This window comes from Wolbachia endosymbiont of Dactylopius coccus, from assembly GCF_977011065.1.
Window position 1 is genome coordinate 1,375,696 of the sequence record NZ_OZ347065.1, and the last position, 26,132, is coordinate 1,401,827.

Annotated in this window: 21 protein-coding genes and 4 pseudogenes; 7 read left to right on the forward strand and 18 right to left on the reverse strand. The window is 35.3% G+C overall.

Annotation, left to right across the window (positions count from 1 at the left end; genetic code table 11):
- Positions 1-10: 10 nt before the first annotated feature.
- Positions 11-1,414 carry an NAD(P)H-dependent flavin oxidoreductase gene (locus ACWHVF_RS07475; RefSeq protein WP_064125529.1) on the reverse strand — a complete coding sequence of 468 codons (1,404 nt, stop codon included), beginning with the start codon at positions 1,412-1,414 and terminating at the stop codon, positions 11-13.
- 96 nt (positions 1,415-1,510) lie between these two features.
- Between ACWHVF_RS07475 and ACWHVF_RS07480 the strand changes: the two are divergent.
- Together ACWHVF_RS07480 and ACWHVF_RS07485 are read left to right on the forward strand one after the other, a co-directional pair.
- Positions 1,511-2,369: pseudogene (locus ACWHVF_RS07480) on the forward strand (IS481 family transposase).
- Between the two features lie 229 nt (positions 2,370-2,598).
- On the forward strand, positions 2,599-3,222 hold the full coding sequence (locus ACWHVF_RS07485; protein ID WP_064124835.1) for an AAA family ATPase: 624 nt from the start codon (positions 2,599-2,601) through the stop codon (positions 3,220-3,222).
- Here ACWHVF_RS07485 and tsaB read toward each other — a convergent pair.
- From tsaB to ACWHVF_RS07500, 3 genes are all read right to left on the reverse strand, one after another.
- Positions 3,217-3,801, reverse strand: coding sequence for a tRNA (adenosine(37)-N6)-threonylcarbamoyltransferase complex dimerization subunit type 1 TsaB (gene tsaB / locus ACWHVF_RS07490; protein ID WP_064124836.1), 585 nt, complete (start codon positions 3,799-3,801; stop codon positions 3,217-3,219). The two genes, ACWHVF_RS07485 and tsaB, sit on opposite strands and share 6 nt — an antisense overlap.
- Positions 3,801-4,931, reverse strand: coding sequence for a cation:dicarboxylate symporter family transporter (locus ACWHVF_RS07495; protein ID WP_064124837.1), 1,131 nt, complete (start codon positions 4,929-4,931; stop codon positions 3,801-3,803). Before ACWHVF_RS07495 ends, tsaB begins: the two co-directional genes overlap by 1 nt.
- Before the next feature lie 138 nt (positions 4,932-5,069).
- Positions 5,070-6,059 carry a ribonucleotide-diphosphate reductase subunit beta gene (locus tag ACWHVF_RS07500; RefSeq protein WP_064124838.1) on the reverse strand — a complete coding sequence of 330 codons (990 nt, stop codon included), beginning with the start codon at positions 6,057-6,059 and terminating at the stop codon, positions 5,070-5,072.
- 131 nt (positions 6,060-6,190) lie between these two features.
- On the opposite strand from ACWHVF_RS07500, the gene ACWHVF_RS07505 reads away from it, so the two are divergent.
- On the forward strand, positions 6,191-6,529 hold the full coding sequence (locus ACWHVF_RS07505) for an outer membrane protein assembly factor BamE (RefSeq protein ID WP_006279908.1): 339 nt from the start codon (positions 6,191-6,193) through the stop codon (positions 6,527-6,529).
- Positions 6,530-6,660: 131 nt separating this feature from the next.
- On the opposite strand, the gene ACWHVF_RS07510 is transcribed toward ACWHVF_RS07505, so the two are convergent.
- Both ACWHVF_RS07510 and ACWHVF_RS07515 read right to left on the reverse strand, forming a co-directional pair.
- The gene (locus ACWHVF_RS07510; protein ID WP_237357331.1) at positions 6,661-6,813 is read right to left on the reverse strand and encodes a hypothetical protein; all 153 of its coding nucleotides are present in this window, start codon (positions 6,811-6,813) and stop codon (positions 6,661-6,663) included.
- A 70-nt stretch (positions 6,814-6,883) separates the two neighbouring features.
- Positions 6,884-7,504: a hypothetical protein gene (locus ACWHVF_RS07515; protein ID WP_064124839.1), complete on the reverse strand. Its 621-nt coding sequence runs from the start codon at positions 7,502-7,504 to the stop codon at positions 6,884-6,886.
- Between the two features lie 172 nt (positions 7,505-7,676).
- Here ACWHVF_RS07515 and ACWHVF_RS07520 point away from each other — a divergent pair.
- Together ACWHVF_RS07520 and recO are read left to right on the forward strand one after the other, a co-directional pair.
- Positions 7,677-8,701, forward strand: a pseudogene (locus ACWHVF_RS07520) (PDDEXK nuclease domain-containing protein).
- 194 nt (positions 8,702-8,895) lie between these two features.
- On the forward strand, positions 8,896-9,618 hold the full coding sequence (gene recO, locus ACWHVF_RS07525) for a DNA repair protein RecO (protein ID WP_064124840.1): 723 nt from the start codon (positions 8,896-8,898) through the stop codon (positions 9,616-9,618).
- A 144-nt stretch (positions 9,619-9,762) separates the two neighbouring features.
- Here recO and ACWHVF_RS07530 read toward each other — a convergent pair whose 3' ends face one another.
- From ACWHVF_RS07530 to ACWHVF_RS07555, 6 genes and pseudogenes are all read right to left on the reverse strand, one after another.
- Positions 9,763-11,145 (reverse strand): PleD family two-component system response regulator, encoded by a 1,383-nt coding sequence (locus ACWHVF_RS07530; protein ID WP_064124841.1) that lies wholly within the window; start codon positions 11,143-11,145, stop codon positions 9,763-9,765.
- Positions 11,117-11,413 (reverse strand): Sec-independent protein translocase subunit TatB, encoded by a 297-nt coding sequence (tatB, locus tag ACWHVF_RS07535; protein ID WP_064124842.1) that lies wholly within the window; start codon positions 11,411-11,413, stop codon positions 11,117-11,119. The genes ACWHVF_RS07530 and tatB overlap by 29 nt, the downstream gene beginning before the upstream one ends.
- A gap of 4 nt (positions 11,414-11,417) precedes the next feature.
- Positions 11,418-16,178 (reverse strand): NAD-glutamate dehydrogenase, encoded by a 4,761-nt coding sequence (locus ACWHVF_RS07540; protein ID WP_064124843.1) that lies wholly within the window; start codon positions 16,176-16,178, stop codon positions 11,418-11,420.
- 26 nt (positions 16,179-16,204) lie between these two features.
- Complete coding sequence (locus ACWHVF_RS07545) at positions 16,205-18,862, reverse strand: ATP-dependent Clp protease ATP-binding subunit (RefSeq protein ID WP_064124844.1); 2,658 nt, start codon at positions 18,860-18,862, stop codon at positions 16,205-16,207.
- Positions 18,863-18,981: 119 nt separating this feature from the next.
- Positions 18,982-19,137 (reverse strand): annotated as a pseudogene (locus ACWHVF_RS07550) (transposase); the annotation flags it as partial.
- Between the two features lie 65 nt (positions 19,138-19,202).
- Complete coding sequence (locus tag ACWHVF_RS07555; protein ID WP_447933019.1) at positions 19,203-19,334, reverse strand: hypothetical protein; 132 nt, start codon at positions 19,332-19,334, stop codon at positions 19,203-19,205.
- 265 nt (positions 19,335-19,599) lie between these two features.
- Between ACWHVF_RS07555 and ACWHVF_RS07560 the strand changes: the two genes are divergently transcribed.
- On the forward strand, positions 19,600-20,163 hold the full coding sequence (locus ACWHVF_RS07560) for a WD_0033/WD_0034 family tandem repeat-containing protein (RefSeq protein WP_447933020.1): 564 nt from the start codon (positions 19,600-19,602) through the stop codon (positions 20,161-20,163).
- Here ACWHVF_RS07560 and ACWHVF_RS07565 read toward each other — a convergent pair.
- On the reverse strand, positions 20,147-20,488 hold the full coding sequence (locus ACWHVF_RS07565; RefSeq protein ID WP_447933021.1) for a transposase: 342 nt from the start codon (positions 20,486-20,488) through the stop codon (positions 20,147-20,149). The genes ACWHVF_RS07560 and ACWHVF_RS07565 overlap by 17 nt on opposite strands.
- Positions 20,489-20,558: 70 nt before the next feature.
- Here ACWHVF_RS07565 and ACWHVF_RS07570 point away from each other — a divergent pair.
- Positions 20,559-21,570, forward strand: a protein-coding gene (locus ACWHVF_RS07570; protein WP_447933022.1) for an IS630 family transposase whose coding sequence is annotated in 2 segments (ribosomal slippage) — positions 20,559-21,008 and positions 21,010-21,570 — 1,011 coding nt in all. Because the reading frame shifts where the segments join, the coding sequence is not laid out codon by codon here.
- Here ACWHVF_RS07570 and ACWHVF_RS07575 read toward each other — a convergent pair.
- The 5 genes and pseudogenes from ACWHVF_RS07575 to ACWHVF_RS07595 form a co-directional block, all read right to left on the reverse strand.
- A pseudogene (locus tag ACWHVF_RS07575) lies at positions 21,548-23,581 on the reverse strand (phage tail tape measure protein); the annotation flags it as partial. The gene ACWHVF_RS07570 and the pseudogene ACWHVF_RS07575 overlap by 23 nt on opposite strands.
- Positions 23,582-23,690: 109 nt before the next feature.
- Positions 23,691-23,948 carry a phage tail assembly protein gene (locus ACWHVF_RS07580; protein WP_064124952.1) on the reverse strand — a complete coding sequence of 86 codons (258 nt, stop codon included), beginning with the start codon at positions 23,946-23,948 and terminating at the stop codon, positions 23,691-23,693.
- Between the two features lie 34 nt (positions 23,949-23,982).
- Positions 23,983-24,495: a phage major tail tube protein gene (locus ACWHVF_RS07585; RefSeq protein WP_064124953.1), complete on the reverse strand. Its 513-nt coding sequence runs from the start codon at positions 24,493-24,495 to the stop codon at positions 23,983-23,985.
- Positions 24,496-24,510: 15 nt separating this feature from the next.
- Complete coding sequence (locus ACWHVF_RS07590) at positions 24,511-25,692, reverse strand: phage tail sheath subtilisin-like domain-containing protein (RefSeq protein ID WP_064124954.1); 1,182 nt, start codon at positions 25,690-25,692, stop codon at positions 24,511-24,513.
- 9 nt (positions 25,693-25,701) lie between these two features.
- The coding region (locus ACWHVF_RS07595) for a hypothetical protein (RefSeq protein WP_447933294.1) at positions 25,702-26,132 on the reverse strand (431 nt) is incomplete at its 5' end.

Here is a 26,132-nt window from a genome sequence, read left to right on the forward strand (position 1 = left end):
CAATCATAACCTAATACCCAGTTAATATCCTTTCCACCAGTTCTTTTACTGTCGGTACGTAGCCATCTCCATAAAATGGATCTTGTTTAAACTTGTATACATTATGACCGGAAAACATGAGTTCGTTTTCAATATCGCCATCATGTATAATGTTTTGCAGTGTTTTTTGTATACAAAAACTTCGTGGGTCTGGCTTTCGTCCCGTTGAATGGTCGCCGTGATCCTTCCAATTGCTAAACAAACAATGACTTAAGCATCCCATACAATTGATTTGATCTTGTCTTATCTCTGCAAATTTGCCTGGCGTCACAAAAACAACAGTCGTATCTGGAGTTTTCATTGCCTCTGTATAAACTGCTTTAGTCCATGTATTTGCTAGCTCTTTGCCTTTTGCAGTAAGGTAAATCTTTCTACCTCTGCTACCCATTGCAAATTCACTACTAAATTCTTCGCTGGCATTTTCTGAAAACTTTATTTGACGTGAATTTCGTTCCTGCAACTCACGTATGAAGTTATTTTTTACTGCAGATGAGTAAAACCCTGTTGGACTGAATTTATTTAAAAATACATCACCTTCTTCTAAAGTGAGTAGCTTCTTTTTCCACTCTGCAGAAATTGGGCTTTCTTTCGTCAAAAGTGGACGAGTGCCAAACTGAAAAGCTATAGGGCCAATTTGCAAATTGTCAAACCAATGTTCCCAATCTTTCAAATGCCACACTCCTCCTGCCATAACAATTGGTGTTTCTGAAAGACCGATCTCGTTCATGAAAGATCTAAGCTCTGCAACTCTTTCAAATGGAGCCTGTGGTAGCTCTGGGTCTTCACTGTTACTGAGTCCATTGTGCCCTCCAGCAAGCCATGGATCTTCATACACTACTCCACCAAGCAAACAGGAAGATATTCTTTGGTAAGTACGCTTCCATAATGCTTTAAAAGCACGCACCGATGAGACAATAGGATAATAATAAACCTGATATTTAGCTGCAATTTCTCCAAGCCTATAAGGCATACCAGCACCGCAGGTAATACCATGAACTAAGCCTTTTGCTTTTTCTAATATGCCATGAAGCACGCGTTCTGCTGCTCCCATCTCCCAAAGCACATTCATATGTATTCTCCCATGACCTTTTGATATTTCATTCGCTATTTTTGCTTGACTGATTCCCGCTTTAATACTATACTCAATCAATTCACTGTGTTTTTCATTTCTTGTTTTGCCTTTGTAAATCAGTGGCACTAACTCACCATTATCATCAATAAGCTTAGCATTTGCACCAGAAAACGTACCCACAGCATCTGCTGCAGCAAATGCTCCACTTGACCTTCCATCACTGATTGCGATGCCTTTGCCGCCCTCGATGATTGGCCACACTTCTTTTCCTGAAATTACTATCTTTTTTATCCTATTTTTCAAAGCTTCCTCGTAATCTTTTATTCTATTCTACTTAATTACTAAAAAAATAATAGCTGTTTATTTTTTCTTAGATGTACATTCCCAGAGTGTGATGGTATGATAAAATGTAAGAAAAAGATACCATCGAAGGAGGAATTGTGGTTACATGGGTGCACCCGGACAACAGCGTAGAGCAATACAAAATAGTATAGCAAAGCTTTCCAAACCTTAATCCAAAAACTATTGTCGAAAACGCTCATTCACCAGATATGGGTCCAAAACATCCAAGATCAACTGTTCTAACTTTAGAAGAAGATCGCATTTCGGAAGCATACACTTCTACCATTAGATGATTGCCTTGCTAGTCTACAATTCCGCACTTCTAGCCTGCATCGCTGTTATAACATTAGCAAACTGCCAGATGTTGATTAAACCAAAAAAGAAATTTAAGAAATATCCTATAGCATATTGATATTGCAGAAGTCAGAACAGAGGAGGGAAAACTATATCTATTTGTTGCTATAGATCAAATTCACCTATGTTGAGTTACATAAACGTGCTACAAAACCCATAGCTGCTGAGTTTTTACGTAATTTGATTAAAATTCTACCACACACTGTTTTGACAGACAACGGTATACAATTTACCAACCAGAAACGCCATAAATACGCTTTCCAACACATATTTGATAGAGTTTGTGAAGAACATAATATTGAACATCGTCTAACAAAAATCTTGGGCAAGTTGAACGAAACTTTAAAAAATACTACTGCCAATCACATCAGCAACTCACAAAGCATCTTTATATGGCTTACAATTACGCTGAAAGACTTAAAACCCCTCAAAGGTTTTACCCCTTGTGAATTTATGTGTTTACAATGCCCCTGAATTATTTATATTAAACTTATACCATCACACTCTGGGACTGTACATCTTAGAATCTTCTGAAGATTTATACACGAAAAAAGGCTTGTAGTAAACTAATAAGTCTATTCCACTCTGTCTTGCTCTCTGAATACCAAACACTTTTGTGTTGTAGCTTGCTTAAAAATAGTTATCGTTATTATAGAGTTTATATACAGAATTTACGTTTCTAAATTACATAATATCTTAACTAAAAAAATAATTTTCTATATAATATTTCATATGTTTTAAAGCTTCATTTTTATGTTATTATAAATGTAAGTTTCAAGATTGAAAATAATATGGTAAGTATTAACACAAAAAAACAGCCAGCAGGATTTTTCATATATCTCTCTGGTCTTTCAGGAAGTGGTAAACTTTCCACAGCAATAGAATTGTCCAATATGATAGACGCATTAATTGTAAATAGTAAGTTCTATAACAATGTTCAAGCTTGCTCTATATACGATGGTGTCTTTGAACGTGATCAAATACCTAAAGAAGTTCAAGATAGAATATATGGCATTATGCAAATTATGCTTCAGGTAATAGAAAATTATCCGATTCACTCAAAAAATTACATATTTATTGATGAGTTGATGGAAAATAATGACCAGAACATGAGGATGTATGATTCAATAGTAAGGCTTAGTAAAAAAATGAACACAGAAATCCTTCCTATGGTACTTAGGTGTGATCCACCGACATTACAAAAGCGTATTGCATTAAAAAGGCAAAGAAAAAATAGGAAGGTGACTAATGTAAATAGCATGATAGAGCAATTTAGGATTAACAATTTATTTATACCACCGAGTGCCATAGAGATAGAAAATTCAGATATGAGTATAAAAGAAGTAGCTCAAGAGATAGTAAACCAGATGCACAGGCTTAGCCACATTGTATGTACGCGAAAGAATAGTCTATAATGATTTCATATACTGAGGCTCATTTAAATATAGAGCCTCAACTTCATTTAATTTTTGCTTGTTCTTCAGTCTATAATGAACCAATAGTCCTGCATGGCTAGCATTTAAATTGCAATCCATATGTGTACTGCTTGTAGCGTGACCAGGGTCACGTGCTGCAGTTGGACCAGATAGCGGCAATAAATTGAAATCAAATAACTGCGTATAAAACCCTTGAGCATTTTTGATTATAGCTCTGATATTTTTTTTGCTATTCGTACAAAGCAAAGATATTGTGTAAGCTTGAACTTCTAGCGCATTAACTCCGTATAATGGCTTATTTGTAGCAAGATTTATACCTTGTGCTGCTGATATACCAACTCTAATTCCAGTGAAACTTCCTGGTCCAACTACTACCGCTAAATGATCTATTTTATCGTAATTATAATTGTGCTTATCAAACAAAGTATTCAGAATTTGAAAAAATGATTCTACATGATTGTTGCTGGCGGAATTGCGCTCTACAAAACAATTACCATCATAATCAACTATTGCTATTGAACTACCAGTACCTACAGTATCAATCGCTAAAATAGACATTACTTAAGCTTATCATAGAGTTTTGTAAACATCATAGTAAAGGCACCATTACCCATAACATTTGCTGAAGTGATTATTGGATCAAACACTATATACAAGGCTGTGATTAACGAAAGCATTTCTGGAGAAAATTTGAGGTATTTCTCAAGAATAGGTAGCATTACCATAATTCCTCCTGCCGGCACTGCAACGATAGCAAACTTAAATAACAAAAAATAGAGAAGGAAAGTTACATAGTCTGTTGTGCACAATGAATAACCGGAGGCAATTATCATTGATAATATTATGATAAAAAAGCAATCACCTACTAAATGGAAGCTAGCAGTTATTGGTATAACAGATGATGCTATATCAGGTTGCTTTACATTTTTTTTGCTTCCTTCAAGAGTAAGCGGCATAGTTGCATTACTAGACATTGTGCTCATCGCAGTAATAAATGCCGGTATCATATTGCTTATACTAGCTATCCAGCTTGTGATCTTGAATGAATTTGCTGCTCCATATAAGAGGAAAACATAAAGGTAGGTTGCAGATGCTATAATAATGAAAATTATTGAGTAATCCTTAAATATTATAGATAAAACTTGATCATGCTGCATTTTTAAAGCAAGCCCAAGTACAAATATTGGAATAATCGGCGTCAAAAACGTCTTCAAAATAAAGAGAGTTAAATCTAACATTTTGTTCGAAAGCTCTTTGCTTTTCTTAGGTAGCAGTATAGACACTACTATGCTGGACACAAATCCACAAGCAAGAGCATGAAAGTTAGAAAGGAGTAGCGGAAGCCTAAACGACCATAAAGGAACAATTGTTTCTTCATACGTTATATCTTGTATTGAATAAGTGTTTTGTATGATAAAATGCCCAACAGAATAAGCTATTAAACTTGAAGCCAGATTCGATAAGAAGATCATTATAATAAGTAACAATATAAACTTTATAGCTGACTGCTTAAGATTGTTAACACTGCTAAAGATTAACGTAAAAATAATAAAAGGCATTATAAATAGCAAAACCTCTTTTATACTCAGGCTCGTTGAGTACAAGAAGGTTTTTGCTTCCATTGGAACTAAATGACCAAAGAATGCAACTGAAGTGATGACCGTGAGTAAGATTAATAGTTGTAGCACGTTCTTATATACCAATGTCCTATGGACATATATATGGTAAGTTAGTTGTTAAGTAAAGCAAAACTGTCTAAACTGTACAGCAAATGGTGTAATGAAAGTAGCTGACACTGGAATGACAAAGAAGAGTGAAATTAGCACTCACTTATTATTCGTGTCGTTTTCAGTAAAAGCCTCCTCCCATGTGCCTTGAGTTGCTGCACGGCTATACTCTGTTACTCTATTTTCAAAGAAATTCGTATGTTCCACGCCATTTAGTATTTCATCAAGCCACGGAATAGGATTATCATCAACATCATATATGGACTCAAGACCTAATTGCATTAACCGTCTGTTTGCTACGTAGCGTATGTAATTGCGCACTTCTTCTGCAGATAGTCCTTCAACGTCTCCGAAATTAAAAGCAAGCTTTATAAACTCATCCTCAAGCTCAACAATAGTGCGGCATGCAGAATATAATTCCTCTTTAAACTCATCGTTCCAAATTTCATTATTCTCTTTAACAAATGTATTAAATAACATAATAATTGAATTGGTGTGCAAAGTTTCATCACGGGCTGACCAGGCGATTATCTGCCCCATTCCTTTCATTTTTCCAAAGCGTTGGAAATTGAGCAAAATTGCAAACGATGCGAATAACTGCAACCCCTCGGTAAATGCACCAAACACTGCTAGGGTTTTAGCTACATGTTTTTTATCATGTTTTTTGCTTTCCTCAAATTCTAGCATGTATTCATATTTCTTTCTCATAGCATCATACTTTAAAAATGCTTGATACTCGCTTTCTGGCATGCCAATTGTGTCTAAAAGATAAGAATAAGCTGCAATGTGTATGGTTTCCATATTGGAAAAACTTGCAAGCATCATGCATATTTCTGTTGGCTTAAATATATTTGAATAATGCCTCATGTAGCAGTTATTTACTTCAATGTCTGCCTGAGTAAAGAATCTAAAAATCTGAGTTAGTAGATTTTTTTCTACGTTTGAAAGTTTAGTTTTCCAATCCTTTACGTCATCAGCAAGCGGAACTTCCTCAGGTATCCAATGGATTCTTTGTTGCTGCAGCCACGCATCATACGCCCAAGGGTAATTAAAAGGTTTGTATATTGGATCTGCTTCTAACAATGACATAAGACACCTATTATTTTCTAAAGTAAATATTATATTAAGTGATATTGAGAATCAGTCAATTTAACTTTTTTGAAATTTGACGGCAGATAATTTATTAGTGTATTATAGCTTCAAGTAATTTATCAACAGAAATGCGAGTATTAATATCTTTTATTTTATTATTTACAGTGAGCTGCACTCACACTATTCACAATCACGGAGCTCCTGGCATTAGTGTTGAATTGTGGAGCAAGATAAAAGTAGGTGACGATAAAGAAAAAGTGGTTCACACTTTAGGATCACCAACATTAGTATCAAAGTTCGATGACAATGTTTGGTACTATGTCTCATATAAAATTAAACAAGCCAACTTTTTAGGAAAAAGGAAGTATAGTAGTAAGTCTCTGCAAATTTCATTCGACCAGGACGGTAAAGTTGAAGATACAAAAGAAACTGACATCTTAGAGAGATCTTTGGCTGTTTCTGATTGAAAGTTTGCTCAGATCTTCCTACGTCATACCGCGGTTCATTCCATAACTGTACGAACATTGCGATTTGGGCCTACCAGAAGGGTGTCATGAAAGTAGTTGACACTAGTTCCTTTATGACGGCAGTGCCCAGACTACTTGGATCCAGGAAACTTAATTGCAAGTAATGCATTGGGTTTGGTAAGTATGGGTTTTGCGTTATAGAATGAAGCACTTTTGGTGAATTTGTAAAGAAAACTGGATCCCAGTGTCAAGCACTGGGATGACACCATTTGTTGTAAACTCACTTTTACTCTATGGTCTTGCTGCTATCCTGAACGGATACAGTGGGCTTATTAAATTATAGAATTACTTTAGCTATAGAATAAAATCTAGTGTTACTTCACGCCAAATGTGGTGGTGCTGAGTAGGCAAGCCGGTCAATGGGCTACATTTATATACTGCACGCATTGCGTTATCTGCTATCGACCTGAAAAGTGGATTATTTCGATAGGAATCACTGTCTGCTACATCCGCCATAATTATCTCGCCTTGACTGGATAACAATAAGTTAATTTTTATATTAAAATTTTCTTTGTAAGCTATGCTTTCAGGAATGCTCCAGCATTTTGTGAGCTTGTCTCTTATAGAGTTAATAATTTCTGTTACAACTAATTCATCCTTTTTGCTCTCAACGCTTTTTTCGTTTCCTATTTCATTTTTTGCCCCTCTAACATCCCTTCTTAGTTTTTTCTCTACACTTTTTTTTCTTTTTGGAATTGGAATGAATTCTTTACCCTCGTTAATAATGACTTCTTCTTGCATTTCGATAATTTGCCTCGGTTGTGCTACAACAGTGTGCTCAACTATTTCTTTTTTCCTTTGTGGTATAGGAACAGCTACCGTATCATTCGTTTGGGCTTTTGTTGAAGATAACGAAAAAAGCAAAAAACAACATAAAGACAAAAAAAGAATATAATTAGAATAGAAAAAACGCATATGTTAAGCAGCTTGTTTTACTGGTTTAAAGCTAATATTGCACGTAAAGTCAATATATTTTAGTTGATGGACGAGTTTGAAGTCAATAAGGAATCCCTTCAAAGCTGAAGGCAAGCGGAAGATTGTCTTCTCGACAGACAAAGGAATTGTATAATGGATTAAAAGGAACCGTATGACAAAAATTATAGCAAAAGAATATACAGAATTTTTAGAGCAGTTGAAAGATCGTATTGCAACAAGCCGTTATAAGGCAGCAAGAACAGTAAATAAAGAACTGCTACTGCTTTATCATTATATTGGAACGCGGATTCTAGAAAAACAAAAGAGTCAGGGTTGGGGAGCTAAAGTAATTGAGCAGTTAAGTAGAGACTTAAAGGCTGAATTCCCGGAAATGAAAGGATTTGGTATTGCTAACTTGCATAATATGAGGCGTTTTGCGGAGATTTATCCTAATCCTGAATTTCTCCAGCAAGTTGCTGGAATATTACCATGGTATCATCATGTCGTTTTAATGGAACAGATCACGAAGCAAGGCTATTTTATGTAAGAAATGCTTCAGAGTATGGTTGGTCACGCGCTATAATGATACATCAAATAGAACTTGGCCTTCATAAACGGCAAGGTAAAGCAATTACAAATTTTAAAGAAAAACTGCCTTATCCAACATCAGATCTAGCAAATCAAACTCTTAAGAATCCATATATTTTTGATTTTTTAAGTATAGGCAAAGACGCTCATGAGAGAGAAATAGAAAAAGGGTTAGTGGCACATATTGAGAAATTCCTACTGGAACTCGGCGCTGGTTTTTCTTTTGTTGGGCGCCAATACCATTTAACAGTTAGACAAAAGGATTACTACTTAGATCTCCTATTTTATCACTTAAAGCTTAGGTGTTTTGTAGTAATAGAAATTAAAGCAGTTGAGTTTGAACCAGAACATTCTGGAAAGATGAATTTTTACTTATCAATGGTTGATGACTTGCTAAAACATTCAACAGATAACCCTTCAATAGGATTAATTTTATGCAAATCTAAAGATAATGTACTTGCTGAATATGCACTCCGAGACATGACCAAACCAATAGGTCTTGCAGAATATTAAATCACTGAGAATCTACCAGAAAACATAAAAACAGCTCTGCCAACAATAGAAGAATTAGAAGCTGAATTATCGAAAGTTTCAGATAAGGAAAAGTAATGCTACTAAAATCATTCAAACAATTATTTAGCAAACCAAAAGCTCAGCATGGAGGCTCAGGAAGAAGAGTGGCAGCCAATAACTTACTCTCTCATAGCCTTGAAACTTTGGAATAGTAACGGAGTAAGTGATTTTTATGGATTACAAGCTCTAGGTGTACTATTCTATAATATCATACGGTCAATATACTCTAAATGAGATGGAAAGATGAAGGCATCATTATAGCTGCTAAAAAATACGGCGATAAAAACTTAATTCTTTCTCTGTTTACAAAAAATCATGGAAAGCGCAGGGGATTAACTAAGCTAACAAACAATAGCAATTATAAGTTTCAGATAAGTAATCTATTACATGCAGAATGGAGTGCTAAGTTACCTGAAAATCTAGGTTTTTTTAAGTGCGAATTAATCGAATCTCCATTCCATCATTTCTTTCAAGATAGGTTAAAAAGCATTACTATTGTTTCTTTCTCCTCTATTTTAGAAAAAGTGCTTCCAGAAAGTGAACCCTGTGCCATGCTGTATGACAATTTTCGATATTTCATCGATGTAATTAAACACAACAATCAGTCTTGGCAAAGCCATTATCTTAACTTAGAGCTTCTGCTTCTTACGCAATTGGGATTCAAGTTAGACTTATCCAAATGCGCTGTAACAGGTGTTAAGGAAAATCTGCAATTTATTTCTCCAAAAACTGGTAGAGCAGTGTCAAAAAAAGTAGGAGATTATTATGCAGATAAACTCCTACCTTTTCCACAAATGTTGCATGATGTATACAATAATACCCTACAAAACAGCTACTCATTCCAAGAATTTCAGTTAGGACTGAAAGTCACAGGATATTTTTTAAATAAGTATATATTTTTGCAGTTAAACATGAAATTTCCAGAGCTGAGAAACCTCATGTTGTCGCTTTAATCTTAGTTATCATTTTTTTGAAATCATTTCAGAAATCTATAGCTAACCCAAGCAACACGTCATACCGCGATTCATTCGCGGTATCTCAGCATAGATTCCGCTAACGAGTAGCGGAATGACGGTTGTCGGTAAACTTAAGCCACTTTAGCTATAGCCAGTAACCACTCTATTTCTACCACTGTTTTTTGCTTTATATAAATATCTGTCAGCACGTACTATAAATTTTTTAATATCATCAAAGTCAGATCCTTGCATTTCTGCAATTCCAATGCTCACAGTTACATTATGGGTTGTATTTTTATCCGCAAGTACAAAAGGTTCTTTAGCAATAATTTTTCGTATTCTCTCCGCAATAGTATACGCATCTGATACATTGGTATCTGGCATTACAACAACAAACTCCTCACCACCAAACCTAGCTAGTAAATCTGTCACTCTGATATTTTCAGAAATTCTTTTCTGTACTTGCTTTAAAAGTTCATCTCCAGCACTATGCCCAAAACTGTCATTCACTATCTTAAAATAGTCTATATCAAGTATCATAAGAGACAACCTTCTATCCTTTTCCACAGAGTCCTTAACAATGTTTCTTAAGTGTGCATCAAAATATCTTCTATTATAACAGTTAGTTAATGGGTCCTTTATAGACATTTCCGCATTATTAAATAAATTCATTCTCAAGGCATCTTGATATCTTTTGCGTTTTACTTGCGAATTAACCCTTGCTATTAACTCACCCTCATCCAAAGGTACTGTTAAATAATCATTAGCACCTACATCAAGTGCTTTTACTAAATTGTTTTTATCATAATCCTCAGAAAGAATCAGAATTGGTGTATAGCGTGTTTCTACTTTACTACGAAACTTAGAACACAAACGCAGGCCGTCAGTTTTTGAAAACTGCATATCAGAAATGATCAGGTCGTAATTATTCTTAATACCAACCTTCAATGCTTCCATTGGATCACTCAGTATTTTAATTGACCTAAAGCGGTGCTTTAGTACATTATATATCTGCTCTGCTTGAAAGACATCTTCATCTACAACAAGTATGTTAGCATCAAAAATCTGATTAGAATAATCCATAATACTGTTTCCTGCTACTCCGCCAATCTCAGCGTTGGTTTCTCCTCTTAAACGCAATTCATCTATAATCATTTTTAAGCGCGTGAGAGACTTGATCCTTGCAGATAAAGCAGTTTCGTCTATTGGTTTAGTCAGAAAATCATCTGCACCAGCATTAATGCCCTGTACTCTATCATGAGCGTCATGCAGCGCAGTTACCATAATTATTGGAATATGGGTTGTCAAGGGATCATTCTTTAGCTCCTTACAAACTTCAAAGCCATTCATTTTTGGCATCATAATATCGAGTAATATAATATCGGGCTGCTGTTTTGCTACTAAATCCATGGCTTCCTCACCATCATAGGCCACGATAACCGTATAGTACTCTGCTTTTAGTCGAGCTTCTAAAAGCTTAACATTACATAGTACATCATCTACTACTAGGATCTTTGCTGTCATTATCTTTGGATATATTATCTATATCGTAAGTAGGATAAAGCTTACCATTTTTACCAACTATGTAATTTACTTTCTCAGTATTACACTCTTTATATAAGTCTTCAATTCCTGCGTCTTTCAATAACCTCCTAGCTTTTGATTTTATAATCATAAGATACTTATATGTATTCCTAATAAGATCAATAAATACAGGTACCTTATTTTTATCAAGAACAATTATGCTCACTAAAGCTACAACTAAAATTTCTGAAAGACCTATATTGAACATTTTCCTATGAAGCAAGTACTTTAATCCTTCTGATTATAAATATTAATTTGCTTAAATCAAGTTTAGAAGCAACCATCTCATCTAAAAAACTATTATAACGTTCTATGTAGTCCTTATCATTACAAGCCCAGGTTTGAACCTTATCTTCAGGGTTATCAGTAGCTTTTATGACTTTAACAGCTAGCTTGTGATGGTAATTGCTTAAATCGTCCAATAAATCATTAACTAAGCTGCGATCCCAATAAGAAGAGCGGCTTTTCATCTTGATGGCAATTGTTTTAATCAGATCGAATCTTAACAGCGACTTTAACTCAAAGTATATTTTACCAGCATCAAGAATGGACAAAGATGTCTGTTCAGCAACAGATATAATGTCCAGTGCATAAGCAAGAACGCATAGATCAGCAACTTTTTTTGCTAGATCTTTATTTATATTAAGTTCTACTAAAGAAGTTGATTCATGGCTATAGACCTTTAATAGGTGTTCATCTAAAACATCAGTTAAGTTCTGGCCTAAAGTTTCAATTGCATCTTTAAATTTTGTAACATCATCCAATTCTACAAAGCTAAGCTTGCCAAGATTTTTCACTAGCCAAAATGATACTCTGCCAATAAATTTCTGCACGTTCCTCACTATTTGTAAGTATGAGTTAACATCAATTTTTCCATCCAATTCATCAATTTTCTGCCACAGGCTGTTTAAATCATACAGGTGGTTAACAACAATATATATGTTAACCGCTTCTTGTACCTTAATTCCAGTGTTCTCAGCCAAATTATTGATGAATATACAGCCCATTCTATTCACTACATCATTTGCAATGCAAGTAGAGATAATTTCTCTACGAAGTTGGTGTTTTAATATGAAATCCTTAAACTTTGTTATCATCTTTTTAGGAAAATAACCTAGCAAGTAGTCATTAGATATAAGATCTTTTTCAGGCAGATCGGAATGTATAATTTCATTTTTTATTGCTGTTCTAGCATAAGACATTAGAATAGAAAGCTGAGGAGAACTGAAACCTTCTGCACCAGTTAACATCCTTGCTATCTCTTCTTCAGTTGGAAGAAATTCTACGCTTCGGTTTAACAGCCCAGATTTTTCTAAACTGAGCAGTAACCTGTGGTGCTGCTCCAATCTCTCTTTAGCTTGCAAACACTCAAGAAGTAATGCTTTTGTTTCAATTCTGTTGTGGTTCTCAAGCACTTTGGATGCAACTTCGTCCACCATACTTGCCAGTATTTCATTCCTTTTTTCTAAAGAAACACCCCCTGCTTTCATAGCCGAAACAAATGCAATCTTGATGTTAACTTCAAGGTCCGAACATATCACTCCGGCTGAATTATCAACAAAATCTGCATTGATATATCCACCTCTTTCAGCATATTCTATTCTTCCAAGCTGTGTGCATCCCAAATTTCCGCCTTCTATAAACATAGAAGCTCTAATATCTTTACCATTTACTCTCAGCTCATCGTTTGCTTTGTCACCGACCATGCTATGATTTTCACTCTTTGCCTTAACAAACGTGCCAATTCCTCCATTCCATATGAAGTCCACTTCTGCTTTGAGTAGATATCTAATCAAATCACTTGGAGGTAGCATATCTTCCTTTATATCAAAGCGTTTTTTTATTTCTTGAGAAATGTTTATTTGCTTGCTGCTACGCTCAAATACTCCTCCACCCTTAGAAATCAAATCTTTGTTATAATCCATCCAAGTTGAAAATGGTAACTCAAAAAGGCGTTTACGCTCTGTGAAACTCTTTTCTGCACTAGGATTTGGATCAATAAAAATATGCATATGGTTAAATGCGCCGATTAAATGTATATTTTTTGAAAGCAGCATACCATTTCCAAATAAGTCGCCAGCCATATCTCCAATTCCAATAATAGTTGCATCTTGGTAAATATCCTTATTCATTTTCCAAAAATGCCTCTGCGCTGCAATCCATGCACCTCTGGCTGTAATACCCATTTTTTTGTGATCATAACCTGCTGATCCACCAGATGCAAATGCATCGCCAAGCCAAAAATTGTATTCAGAGGCTATTTGGTTGGCATAATCAGAAAATGAAGCAGTGCCTTTATCAGCAGCAACCACGAGATATGGATCATCCTCATCATACCTAATCACATTCTCTGGTGGAATTATTTTGCCATTAACTACATTATCAGTAATGTCAAGCATTCCCCTGATAAAACTCTTATAGCATTCAACACCTTTCTCTCTTAAAATATCTTTGTCTTTATAAACTTGCTTAATTACAAACCCACCCTTTGCGCCAACAGGTACAATAACCGCATTTTTTGTCATCTGAGCTTTCATGAGCCCCAAAACTTCAGTGCGAAAATCTTCCGTCCTATCCGACCACCTTAAGCCACCACGGGCCAATTCCCCTCCTCTTAGATGTATTCCCTCAAAAAGATTTGAATAAATATACAATTCACGATATGGACGAGGATCAGGCAAACCATTTATTTTATTTGAGTCAAATTTTGTAGATAAATATGGTTTATCGTCTTGATAATAACTGGTCCTTAAAATAGCCATTATCAAGTTAAATATCGAGCGCAAAACGTAATCATGTGAAACATTGCTGATCTCTTTTAGAAGTTCCTCAATCTTTTCTATGAAAATGTCCGTGGTTTCTGCTCTATCAATGTCTATGCTAGGATCAAATCTTGCATGAAATAGTTGTATCAAATACTTTACTATTTTTGGATACTCTGAGACTACCTTTTGGATATATTCTGGATTGTAGTTAAATGACGTCTGCTTTAGGTAAGCACTTAACGCTCTAACCAGAAGCACTTCTTTCCACTCCAGTCCAGCAATAATGACCAAACTATTGAAATAATCATTTTTAATTTCCTTTCTAAACACTTTCGCAAGTGTTATTTCAAATTGCTCTTTTAGAGTAATGTTGTCTATTAATTCATCAACTCTTGACAACACAAAATGGTGTATCCATATTCCGCCGTTAATTTCTATGTAATAGCCATTATGAGATAGAATCTTAGCTCCCAAATTCTTAGTAATTCTTAATATCTTCGATAATTCAAGACCTCCATTGCTCGAAGTGTAAACCTTTAATTGATAATTAAGATTGTCACGAGTAAGTCTTAAATCGACCTCGCTAACTCTTTTTTTCCTCACTATCTCCAATTTTTTCATATCGTAATATGCGTCATGAGGTTCGAAACTCTCTTGATAGCTTATTGGAAATGCCTTGCAATAACGGATGAATATATCCTCAACAGTACTAAAAGTATTATATAAATTGTCTATAAAACGATCTTCCCACTTTTCCGTAATGTTCCTTAATTTGTTTTCGATACGCAAAACTTCATCATCAAGAACGCTAGCATTTTTGGTCTTTAGCACTACATGCAATTTCATCAAATCATATTCATTGATAATGTGATTGTTATAAATATCTGAACTCTCTGCACTTGTCTCATCCTTCAATATATCACGTATCTTGAACATTAGCCTAGCGCTAGCATAACGCATCGGTATCAGCACTATGCAACTAATAAAATCCCCTACTCTTCTTAAAAATAACCTGACCCTTGGTCTAATCGCAAGAGACATGATCGAAATGCAAATTTTAAATAATTCGTCTTCATTTGATTGGAATAATTCATCACAAGAGAATGTTTGTAAAATAGAAATCAAAGCCTTGTTATTGTGACCCCCGGTTACAAACCCTGCATTTTTTTCTATAATTTTAACTTTATCTCTTATTATTGGAATAGTTCGAATATCTTGGACTTCCGCTACAGAAGTAAATAAACCAAAAAAACGCCGTTCCCTTACCACATTACCCTGGTCATTAAATTCTTTTACTCCTATACAATTCATGTATGTACGCCGATGGACTATTGAAACTAGATCTGACCTAAATATATACAAAGAACCTAGATCCTCAGATGAGATCGATGCATTTTGATACTCTTCACTTGCTCTCATCAAACCAAGATTTTCCTTGCTAGTAGCAAGGAATTTTTCATCCTGATTTGCGGTGCATTCTTGATAACCCAGAAATACAAAATTATTATTCTTTAACCAAACTAGAAAATCTTTTTGCTCTTGATTTCGGTCTGGTGTCATTCCAGTGCGTGACACTGGAATCCACGTGTCCTTTTCCTGGATCCCAGTATCAAGTACTGGGATGACAGAAAGACTTGCCTCATCAAGTTTCTTGAGCATTAAGTGCCAATCTTTCACAACGCAATTAACTGCTTTCAGCGTTTTTTGTAGAGATTCTTTTAATATATCAATAAAACTGTCACTTATACCTTTGATAATTACATATATAACTGACTCTTTGACTCCATTGCTTTCTTCCAAAGAGTAAATCTCGTCTATTAGGCCATCTTTTCTTTTAATGTTAATTATGCTGTTGCTGTAATAGCATATGGTTAAATTGTGCGATTTAATAGTTGCAATAACAGAATCAACCAAAAATGGCATATCATCGCTTGTTATCTTAATCGCGGTAAAATCGCCTTCTATTCCTGGTATATCATCTATATTGCTTACTACTAACTTACTTTCATCTTTCTCTTTTTGAGAAACAAAATTGTAAGCATCGCTTACAATATATAGCAAAAACTTATCGTTGGCTTTCAGGTCGCTTTTATAAACAAAACTATAAAAATACTTAATAAATTTTTTAATTTTTTCTTTATCTTGCTGATTTTCTTGATCAGCTAACTTAAATAAAGACTCAGTGTCAACATTATGATCTATACACATTTTTTTAACAAAAATACACAGTGAACTTAAACCTTTTTAACTAAGATTTCATTATCAAGAGCGTACACTATTAGCTCATCATTTTCTACTACTTCCCCTGATAAAACTAATTTAGCTAAATTATTTTGAATACACTCTTGTATAACCCTTTTTAAGGGCCTTGCTCCATATTCAGGGTCATAGCCAGTTTGTGCTATTAGTTCTTTAGCTTCCTGCGACAAACTTATACTCAGTTTACGCTTAGCAAGTGTTTTTTGTAAATAAGAAAATTGAACATCTATAATTTTATAGATGTTATCTCTGGTTAAACTGTGGAATATAATAATTTCATCCAGCCTGTTTAAAAATTCTGGACGAAATGTTGATTTAACTATTTGCATCACTTCATTTGATCTCTCTGGTGTCATTCCAGTGCGTGACGCTGGAATCCACTTTTTTTCCTGGATCCCAGTGTCAGCTACTTGGATGACAGAGGGCTTTTCAAGAGAGCTATTTTCTTTTGCTCCTTTAAGCATTATCTCAGCGCCAAGGTTAGAAGTTAAAATCAGTATGGTATTGCGAAAATCAATTAATTTGCCATGACTATCAGTGAGTCTACCCTCATCCAAGATTTGCAGCAATATATTAAATATATCTGGATTTGCTTTCTCTATTTCATCAAACAGAATAACCTGATATGGCCTTCTTCTTACTGCTTCGGTTAATCTGCCACCCTGCTCATAGCCAACATACCCTGGAGGCGCGCCAATTAGCTTTGAAACAGAATGTTTTTCCATATATTCTGACATATCAAAACGCAAAAGCGCTGATTGATCGTCAAACAGAAATTCAGCAAGGGCTTTTGCCAGTTCCGTTTTACCAACCCCGGTTGGGCCTAAGAATAAAAATGAACCGAAAGGTCGATTAGTATCTTGCACACCAGAGCGAGAGCGCCTAACTGCATTACTTATTGCTTCTATCGCGCCTTTTTGCCCTATTACTCTTTTTCCTATTTCATTCTCCATGTTAAGAAGTTTTTCCTTTTCGCTGTGCATCATGTTATCAACTGGAATTCCTGTCCACTTTGAAACAATGTTTGCAATATCATCTCCAGTCACTTCTTTCTTTAAGAAACTATCAGTAACCTTTTCCTGATTTTTTAATTCATTCTCAAGCTGAGGAATCACACCATACATCAGCTCTCCTGCTCTTCCCAAATTCCCACTACGCTGAACTAATTCCAACTCTTTTCTAGCGTTATCTAATTTTTCGGCTGTTTCTTGTATTCTAGCTATTTTATTCTTTTCCATCTGCCATTTGCTGTTCAAGTCAGCAAATTTACTGTTTAGGTTTTCGATCTCTTCATTTATCTTTTTTAAACGCTGTTTAGAATTTTCATCACTTTCTTTTTTTAAAGCCTCTGCTTCAATCTTTAGCTGTATAACCTTTCTCTCAAGTTCATCAATAACTTCAGGCTTGCTATCCATTTCAATTCTCACCCTGCTTGCTGCTTCATCAATCAAATCAATTGCTTTATCAGGTAAAAACCTATCTGTTATATATCTATTGGACAACGTTGCAGCAGCAATTATTGCACCATCTGTAATTCTTATACCATGATGCACCTCATATCTTTCCTTCAAACCCCTCAGTATTGAAATGGTATCAGTTTCAGTTGGTTGAGAGATAAACACAGGCTGAAAACGCCTTGCAAGTGCAGGATCTTTTTCTATATGTTCACGATATTCATCTAAAGTTGTGGCTCCTATACAGCGAATTTCTCCACGCGCAAGAGCAGGCTTCAGCAGATTCGAGGCATCCATTGCACCACTTGTTGCTCCTGCTCCAACTAAAGTGTGCAATTCATCGATGAATAATATAATTTTTCCCTCCGCTCTCGAAATCTCATTAATCACTGCTTTTAACCTTTCCTCAAACTCTCCTCTAAACTTAGTGCCAGCAATTAGTGCTCCAAGATCGAGGGCTAAGACCTTTGCATCACGCAAACCAAGTGGTACATCGTTTGCAACAATTCTATTTGCAAGCCCCTCAACTATTGCAGTTTTTCCAACACCAGGTTCACCGATCAGCACTGGATTATTTTTTGTCCGCCTCAGTGATACCTGCATAGTTCTTCTGATCTCTTCATCACGACCAATTACAGGATCAAGCTTTCCTTGCATAGCAAGCTCTGTAACATCTTTTGTATATTTCTTTGCTGCGTTTAATTTTTCCTCACTGTTTGGCGAGTCCGCACTGCTGCCCTTTCTCATTTCTGCAATAACTGAGTTCAGTTTTTGTGGAGTCACACCATTCTCTGCCAGAATTTTGCCTACAGTATCATCTTTTTGTGCAGTGAGGCCCTGCAGTAAACGCTCAACAGCAACAAATGAATCTTTATTTCTCTTTGCAATACCAATTGAATCTTCAAAAACTTTTGCTATTTCTCTTGAAAGCTGAAGGCCACCACTTCCTGGACCTTCAATTACTGGCAACTTTTTTATTGCGCTATCCACAGCATCAGAAATACTTTGCACATTTCCACCACAAGCGTTTATCAAATCCTGAACTAAACCTAATTCATCCTCAAGCATCACTTTGAGTAAATGCTCAGGCATAAAAATCTGATGCCCAGCTCCCAACGCTTTCATCTGAGCACTTTGAATTAGACTTTTTGCTTTTTCGGTAAATTTATTTAAGTCCATAACACCAGTTAAATTCGTATTTGCTGATGTATATAACAACTGATTTCATAAATTTAAACCTAAAGTTGTTTATTGTTAGGTATGGTCTACAAAAATTTAAAACTTTCTTAAGAATCTGTTTAAAATCTTCGTAATAGGAGAGAGATGAAGGAAAGGACAATCATTTGCAAGCTGGTATTGAGTTTACGTTCGCAATTTTTCCACAACCGCCTACACTTTTCCAACTAAGCAAAAGAGCGCTCAACGACCCATCTCTTTGGCAATACAACAAAGGTCACTGGGATCCAGAAAAGTTTGCTTGTTTATAAGCAAACTAGCATGGAAAGTAGCTGATCTTATACTAAATGAATGTTTTTGATGAGGTTGCATAGAAGCTGGATTCCAGTGTCAAGCACTGGAATGACAGCAGTCCTACGTCATACCGCCTCGGTATCTCATCCGCTAACAAGTAGCGGGATGACGAATTTGTCATTTTTCAAATTGTCGGTAAATCTGATTCACGCTAGCTACAAGTTTCGTTCTTCCCTTACAATGACTTTACTGCGTCTTTTTTTCTGATTCAGAATTAGCAAGAAACGTTCTTGTAAGGTGGTCTACTAAAATTTTGCTTTATAAAACAATGTCTGAACTATGCAATTAATACATTATCAACACAACTGATTCATAAAAGCAAATATTATAACCACGAAGAGAGGAAATGTTATGCTTAGTTTAATAAGAAAGACCTTGAGAAAAAAATGACTTATCAGGTAAACGATTCGAAATTGAAAGAGAAAGATGAAAAAAGTATTTTAAAATTAGCATCAAAAATAAAAGGCAAAAAAAGTAGCATTGCTGAAGAACTAGAAAAAATATCTAAAAAGGAAAAACAAAGGATTCTTACTACGGAAGTAAGCAAACATCGGGGTAAAGAATCAACTTTTACACTACTTACTCATGCTATATTTTGCGAGAATAGTCAAACTGTAAAGGATATTTTGCAACAAGCCAAATTGAGCAACCTTTTAAAGAGTGTTCTTAATGCAAAAATCATTAGTGATGATTCATTAATTTACACACCGCTTACTTATGCCATATTATGTAAAAATAGCAAAGCTATTAAAGAAATTTTAAAAGTCTCTAAGGAGAACGGTATTCTGAAAGATATTCTTGACGCAACAACAACTATAAAATATCTAGATGGTCGGAGAGCAACTGTCACACCACTTGCTTGTGCTATACTATGTGGAGATAGTATAGCTATTGAAGAAATTTTAAAAGTCTCTAGGCTCTGTGGACAAAATTTTAGAGAAGCCATATGAGAGCTCCAACAAAATTTAGAAATCCCATGTAAACCTCTGCGGTCTTGTCAAATCTGGAAAAAATGCGCCTAAAATTTTTAATTTTACCGAAAAAGCACTCAATCAAATGACGTTCTTTATAAATATGCTCATCATAGTATCTTTGCACTTTTCGATTCCTTTTTGATGGAATTACGATTTCACATTTCCTGTTTTCAAGGCTGACCACAAAAGCATTGCTGTCATAACCCTTATCAGCTACTACAATGGAGTTATAGACATTTTTTGTTAATACTTCAGCTTGTGTAATTTCATTCCTCTGGCCAGGAGTAATACCAATTCCCATTACACGGCAAACAGATAGACAATAATAGAAGACAAGCCATAATGAAATAAGTGAAATAGTCGAGGTATAAATGGCACTAAGATCAAAATTATTGGATGAAGAAGTAGTAAAATCAGCAAAAAAAATGCTGAAGAAAGTAAGGAACAATGCATATGTTGCAAAAAAACTAAATGCTGTAATTGCAGCAAAAAAGCATAGTATAACGGCTGCAGCAAAAATATATTGCATTTCAAGAAGCGCACTAACTTCGTGGATAAAACTCTTGAAATTAGGCAGAGAAGAAAAATTGTTTGCTCCTCCACAACGGCGTAGAAAAACTAAATTAAATCAGGCTCAACTACAGCAAGTTGAAGCATGGGTAGGAGAAAATCCTAATATTACCATTAAAGAAATGAGAATAAGAATCCAGGAAAAGTTCGGCTTAAATATTAGCAAATCTACAGTACACCGCTATATGCAAAAGATGAAATTCTCTTATATTACACCAAGACCAGTACACAATGTACAAGATAAAAGAAAATAAGAGGAATTCAAAAAAAAATCTCAACGAAGTTATTGGCAAGTATCCTGAAAAAGAGCTGTTTTTCTTCGATGAATCGCGGTTTGGCACACATTCAAAGACCGGGCATGGATGGTTTAAAAAAGGCGTCAGAACAAAAGTTAAGGTAAAATTAGGTAGGGAAAATTTTTATCTCTACAGTGCAGTTAATCCTAGAAATGGGGAGAATTCTAGCTTGTTTGCACCGAATGTCAACACTGATTGTATGAATATATTTCTTGAGCAAATGTCTCAATATTTGGGACCACGAGAAGCCTTTCTTGTTATGGATTGTGCTAGTTGGCATAAGTCGAAAAGTTTAAAGGTACCTAAAAATATTGAGATTATATACCTACCACCATACTCACCTGAACTCAATCCAGTTGAGAGGCTTTGGTTGTATGTAAAACAGAACATTTTGCGCAATAAAATATACGATACTATTGCTTTGCTTGAGAGTGCTTTGTGTAAATTTATTACTTCTCTTACCTACTCCACAATTAAACAACTCTGCTATGTATCCTATTTGAATGACCAACAATGAGAATTGGTATTAGCAAAGGATTTCCACTGTTGAGAATATTACTCTTTAGGGGACTATGTACTGCTTTTACTTCAGTTTTTCTTTTTTCAAACTCTTTCAGTGGGCTATTCCCTAATACTTTTCCAAATACACTTTCCCCTATCCATGAAAAAGCTTCTTCTATGGGTTTTATTATCAATTTCCAAAAGCTAGAGAAAAAGTCTTTCACCTTTTGCCAATTAGTGATAACAAAAGCCGCACCAGTGACAAGTCCAGCAATTAAAAGTCCTATAGGGTTAGTTATTACAGCTAGTGATATTGCTCTTAGCCCTGTTATTACTGCAGGAAAAACTGTAGCTGATAAAAATGAAAATGTTGCCAGTATCGTTGCTTTAAGACCAAAAATTGTACTTCCTAATAAAGTAATTCCATAGCCTACTCCCACTACTAAGACTTTTAAACTTATCAAAGCTGCTAAAGTACTCATGATTGCCGTAGTTAAAGTTGGATGTTTTTCTGCAAAAGAAGCTATATGCTCTGTTATTGTTTTCACACTTCCAGCTACATAATTCAAGGTAGGTAACATTACTGACCCTAGATTCATGCCAGCTTCAACTATTGCATTTTTAAGTAATTGTAATTTATTAGCTGTGGTGTCTGCACGATTTTTGAATTCTTTCTGCAGAGATCTTTTATACTCTTCTGTTTCAGCCAGTAACTTTATTGCATCCTTGTACTTACTGAAACTTCCAGCTAATAATGCAATGTCATCTTGATATTCTTGACCGAAAAGTTTCATCAGGGTTGTAGAGCGTTCCTGGTTGTCCATTTTCTTTAGAGTTTGGAAAAAGTGAAGTAGTGCTTCTTCCCCATTTTCACTGATCCTTTGTACCATTTCTTCTGTGGTTATACCCATTTCTTCTAGTGCTGCCTTAAACTCTTTTCCTTGACCTTCAGCAGTTTGCAGCTTAGAAAGTAAAGCATTTATGGCAGTTCCTGCTTTTGCTGGTTGTTTGCCTAAACTAATGAAAGCATTTACTAAACTGCCTGTTTGTTCAAACTTTAATCCAAACTGCTTTGCAGTACCACCAACTATTGCTAGAGCTTCAATCATGTCTTTTGCTTTAGCAGCAGTGTTATCTGATAAGTGGTTGATTACATTACCAACATGCTCCATTTCACTAACATCAATTCCGTAAATGTTAGAGAGTTTAGCTATGGAATCACCTGCTTGCTCTGCGGACATATCAAATGCTGTAGACATTTTTGCCACTGTTTCTGTAAACTTAAAAAGATCTTCTTTCTTGATACCAAGCTGTCCACCGCTTGCAGCTATTTGTGCTAATTCTGCGGCCGATAATGGTATAGTACGTGACATCTCTTTTAACTTCTTGGCAAATTTATCAGCTTCCTTTGCTTCATTATTGAAATTGACAACTTTTTTTACATCAGCCATAGCCGATTCAAAATCAATTGCAACTTTAACTGGAGCTGCAAGCGTTAATCCAAGCCCAATTGTTTCTATTATTTGTGACTTAAAATGTGCCTTACTTGCTAAAAAACTTTGGCGACTACGTATTGCAGACCCAAGCTTACCATACTTGCCTTTCAGCGCTTCAATGGACGAGCCAAGTTTATATTGGTCACTTACTAATGACTTAATATTTCTTCCACTTTTTCTTACTTCTTCATTAAATGAATGTAAAGCATCTCTCTTTTTCAAATATGCTTCTTTTGCTTTTGTTGCGGAGGTTTTGGCCTTGTCAAACTCTGCTTTTAAAGTTTTGCTTGGTTTCTCCACCGCTTTCATTTGTTTAGCTAAAGATTTTACTTGATCTTCAAAGCCCTTCCACGACCTCCTGCTGGTCAAAACATCATGACCTAACTGTTTAAACTTTGATACTGACTTGAAAGATGAATCAAGCTTTCTTATATTCTCACCAAGATTAGAGAGTTGACTACTACTTCCCTTTATTACAGTATTAAAACTGCCATCTAAAACTGCTCCGATTTTTATAGATAATGTTGACATTGTACCTTCCTCGCTGCTTTATGCCATAAGATAAATTCATTAATCTCCATATCAAGTATTTGTTCAACCCCGCCTCCTACAACAGAGCTGAACATTAATACTTCTAATCTCAAGTTTTTTGGATAATCGGTGAAAAAAAATCCTTTAATACCTCTTGAATTTTCACATAATCAGCAATATCTAACTCTTCAATTGCTTCTTTTGCAACTGATGTCAAATTAGCAGTCAAAGTTACTTCTTTACTAAGGTCACTACCATTTAAGCGTTCAATTGCAAGATAGTCTCTAACTTTTGGACGTCTAACAGTAAGTTCTGAGACAGAAATTCCATCAACTGTAATTGGGTTGTTTAGTGTTATAGTGTGCATTATTGCCTCCTTAAAATAAAATTTCGAAATCTTTTCATATGCCTAAAACCGTTTGCAGCAAGGCCATTTGATCAACACCATTTATCTTTCTAATCATATTTTCAGCATCGATTTCTATTAATTCATTACCACCTATGGTAAGTTTGTAGTAATGGGCAGCTACAGTACACTTTAGCGTTGCTTTTTCAGCCGGTTTCCAGCCACCAAAATCAAACTCTTTAAATATTCCCCTAAGGTTGATAATTACTCCTTCAATATCATTGTTTCCGCTGCCTTGTAATCCTCCTCTTAGCGTCAAAGATACCGAATTTCCATTTATCAACCCAAATAGCCGAAAGAGCTCTGTATCGTATTCAGAAAAAGTGAAATCTGCTTCAAGTTTCTCCATCCCCATCCCCATATCTATATTTACTGGAATATCCATACCACCAGCTCTATATTCCTCAGTTTTAATGGTGAGCTTCGGCAAGGTTATCTCATCAATTTTTCCTGCATAACCCCGACCATCTACGAATACATTAAAATTCTTTAAAATCTTCGGTAACATCTCTTTCTCCCATTTTTATAATATTGTACCACTCACAAGATGTGACCTGAAAGTAATCTGTTCTGCTGGATATGGCGGTGTAAACTCAAAATCAAAATATACTTTTCCACTTGCAATATTTGTTGGTGTATTGAGTTCTGGGGTTGCATAACATTTTCCGCTGATAATTGCTCCTTGCGCTTTTAAATTAGCCAAATAAGAATTCACCCCCTCAATCACATCATCTATATAAGTTTTGGTAATATTGCGATCAACTGCCCATAGATGAGCTCGAAGTAAACTATCATTGATTAAATCTGCAGTACGCCTCACTGACAGAAAAGCCCATTTCGAATCATTTGAACATGTTCTATTTCCCCAAAGCCTGTAGCCATTTTGATGAATTATTGTTGTTACTTCATTTTCATTCAAGTGATTTGCTCTACAATTTGTATCACCAAGCGTAAAATCAATAGGCCTGCTTGTTCCAACAATACCATTTATCTCTTTATTTGAAGGTGAATGCCAGAATCCTTGTTCGCTATCTACTTTCGCTATTAAACCAGCTACAAATGGGCTTGATGGCAAGATTTCTTCTTTTCCTTCAATAAATACCTTAATCCATGGGTCAACCACGTAAACTCTTGAGCTGCCTACACTTTTTCTCCACTTGATTGCTTCTTCATCATTGGTATTTGGTCCATCTGCTACTATTATGCTTCTCAGCTTTTCTACTATAGGAATTAATGCTGAAACTACTGGATTTTTGCCATCTTCTGGTAGTTGGTGAGTAAACTGAGGTGCAATTAATATTCTTGGAGCAACATGAACTATACTTTCACTGCTGAGAAATGCCTCAATTCCCTGATATTCCCCGGTTTCTTTATCAACTCCTCCAATTACATTTCTCAGCGTTTCTTCTTTTTTTAATTTTGGATCGCTGTTCTCACTTTCTTCAACTCGAATAACTACTACTGTTGCACCAATTTGGGAAAATATTCCATTTATTGCAGAAGGTAAACTGCCACTCTTTCCAAGCTTTGCTGCTTCCTTTAAGCTTCCTGCAATTAACACTGGTTTATTCAGTGGAAACTTTTGCTCATCGGCTTCAGATGCAGTACCAATTACACCTATCACTGATGATTTAGCTGTACGTACTGATCTTGTCCCTGAGGTTACCTCAATAACATTTACTCCGTGTAAAAATTCTTCTGGCATTTTTTCTTTTTAACTTTCTTGCATTTTTTGTTTAAAATCATTGAGCAAAGTCTGTAGCTCTACTTCACTTTTAGCTTCTTCAATTTTCTTCTTGGTAATGTCTTCCAACTCTTCACATTTAATTATTGCTTTTACTGCTTTTTTCACTTTTTCCTCAATTATTCTTGCCATTTCAATAACTGTAATACCACGGACTTTTGCTAAAGGCTCTATAATTTCTGCATCTTTTTCATCTATAGATTCTGGTGATGCTAGAATGCTTTTTGCGGCTTTTTCTTGTATTTGATACGATTTAGACTTTTGATGAGATACTCCTGTGTATTGGTGAGTATAGTTATCATAATGAGCACGAAGATTAGAAAGTACAGAAAGTTTTGCATTTTCGAGTAACTCCAACTGAATATCTTCCTTATTCCTTTCAACAATTTTCTCTCCTTCAG

Coding starts and splice junctions, on each gene's coding strand:
- ACWHVF_RS07485 (WP_064124835.1), top strand. CDS start 2,599: ATGGTAAGTATTAACACAAAAAAACAGCCAGCAGGATTTTTCATATAT.
- tsaB (WP_064124836.1), bottom strand. CDS start 3,801: ATGTCTATTTTAGCGATTGATACTGTAGGTACTGGTAGTTCAATAGCA.
- ACWHVF_RS07500 (WP_064124838.1), bottom strand. CDS start 6,059: ATGTCATTGTTAGAAGCAGATCCAATATACAAACCTTTTAATTACCCT.
- ACWHVF_RS07505 (WP_006279908.1), top strand. CDS start 6,191: ATGCGAGTATTAATATCTTTTATTTTATTATTTACAGTGAGCTGCACT.
- ACWHVF_RS07515 (WP_064124839.1), bottom strand. CDS start 7,504: ATGCGTTTTTTCTATTCTAATTATATTCTTTTTTTGTCTTTATGTTGT.
- recO (WP_064124840.1), top strand. CDS start 8,896: ATGAGATGGAAAGATGAAGGCATCATTATAGCTGCTAAAAAATACGGC.
- ACWHVF_RS07530 (WP_064124841.1), bottom strand. CDS start 11,145: ATGACAGCAAAGATCCTAGTAGTAGATGATGTACTATGTAATGTTAAG.
- tatB (WP_064124842.1), bottom strand. CDS start 11,413: ATGTTCAATATAGGTCTTTCAGAAATTTTAGTTGTAGCTTTAGTGAGC.
- ACWHVF_RS07540 (WP_064124843.1), bottom strand. CDS start 16,178: ATGTGTATAGATCATAATGTTGACACTGAGTCTTTATTTAAGTTAGCT.
- ACWHVF_RS07545 (WP_064124844.1), bottom strand. CDS start 18,862: ATGGACTTAAATAAATTTACCGAAAAAGCAAAAAGTCTAATTCAAAGT.
- ACWHVF_RS07555 (WP_447933019.1), bottom strand. CDS start 19,334: ATGACAAATTCGTCATCCCGCTACTTGTTAGCGGATGAGATACCGAGG.
- ACWHVF_RS07560 (WP_447933020.1), top strand. CDS start 19,600: ATGACTTATCAGGTAAACGATTCGAAATTGAAAGAGAAAGATGAAAAA.
- ACWHVF_RS07565 (WP_447933021.1), bottom strand. CDS start 20,488: ATGGGAATTGGTATTACTCCTGGCCAGAGGAATGAAATTACACAAGCT.
- ACWHVF_RS07580 (WP_064124952.1), bottom strand. CDS start 23,948: ATGCACACTATAACACTAAACAACCCAATTACAGTTGATGGAATTTCT.
- ACWHVF_RS07585 (WP_064124953.1), bottom strand. CDS start 24,495: ATGTTACCGAAGATTTTAAAGAATTTTAATGTATTCGTAGATGGTCGG.
- ACWHVF_RS07590 (WP_064124954.1), bottom strand. CDS start 25,692: ATGCCAGAAGAATTTTTACACGGAGTAAATGTTATTGAGGTAACCTCA.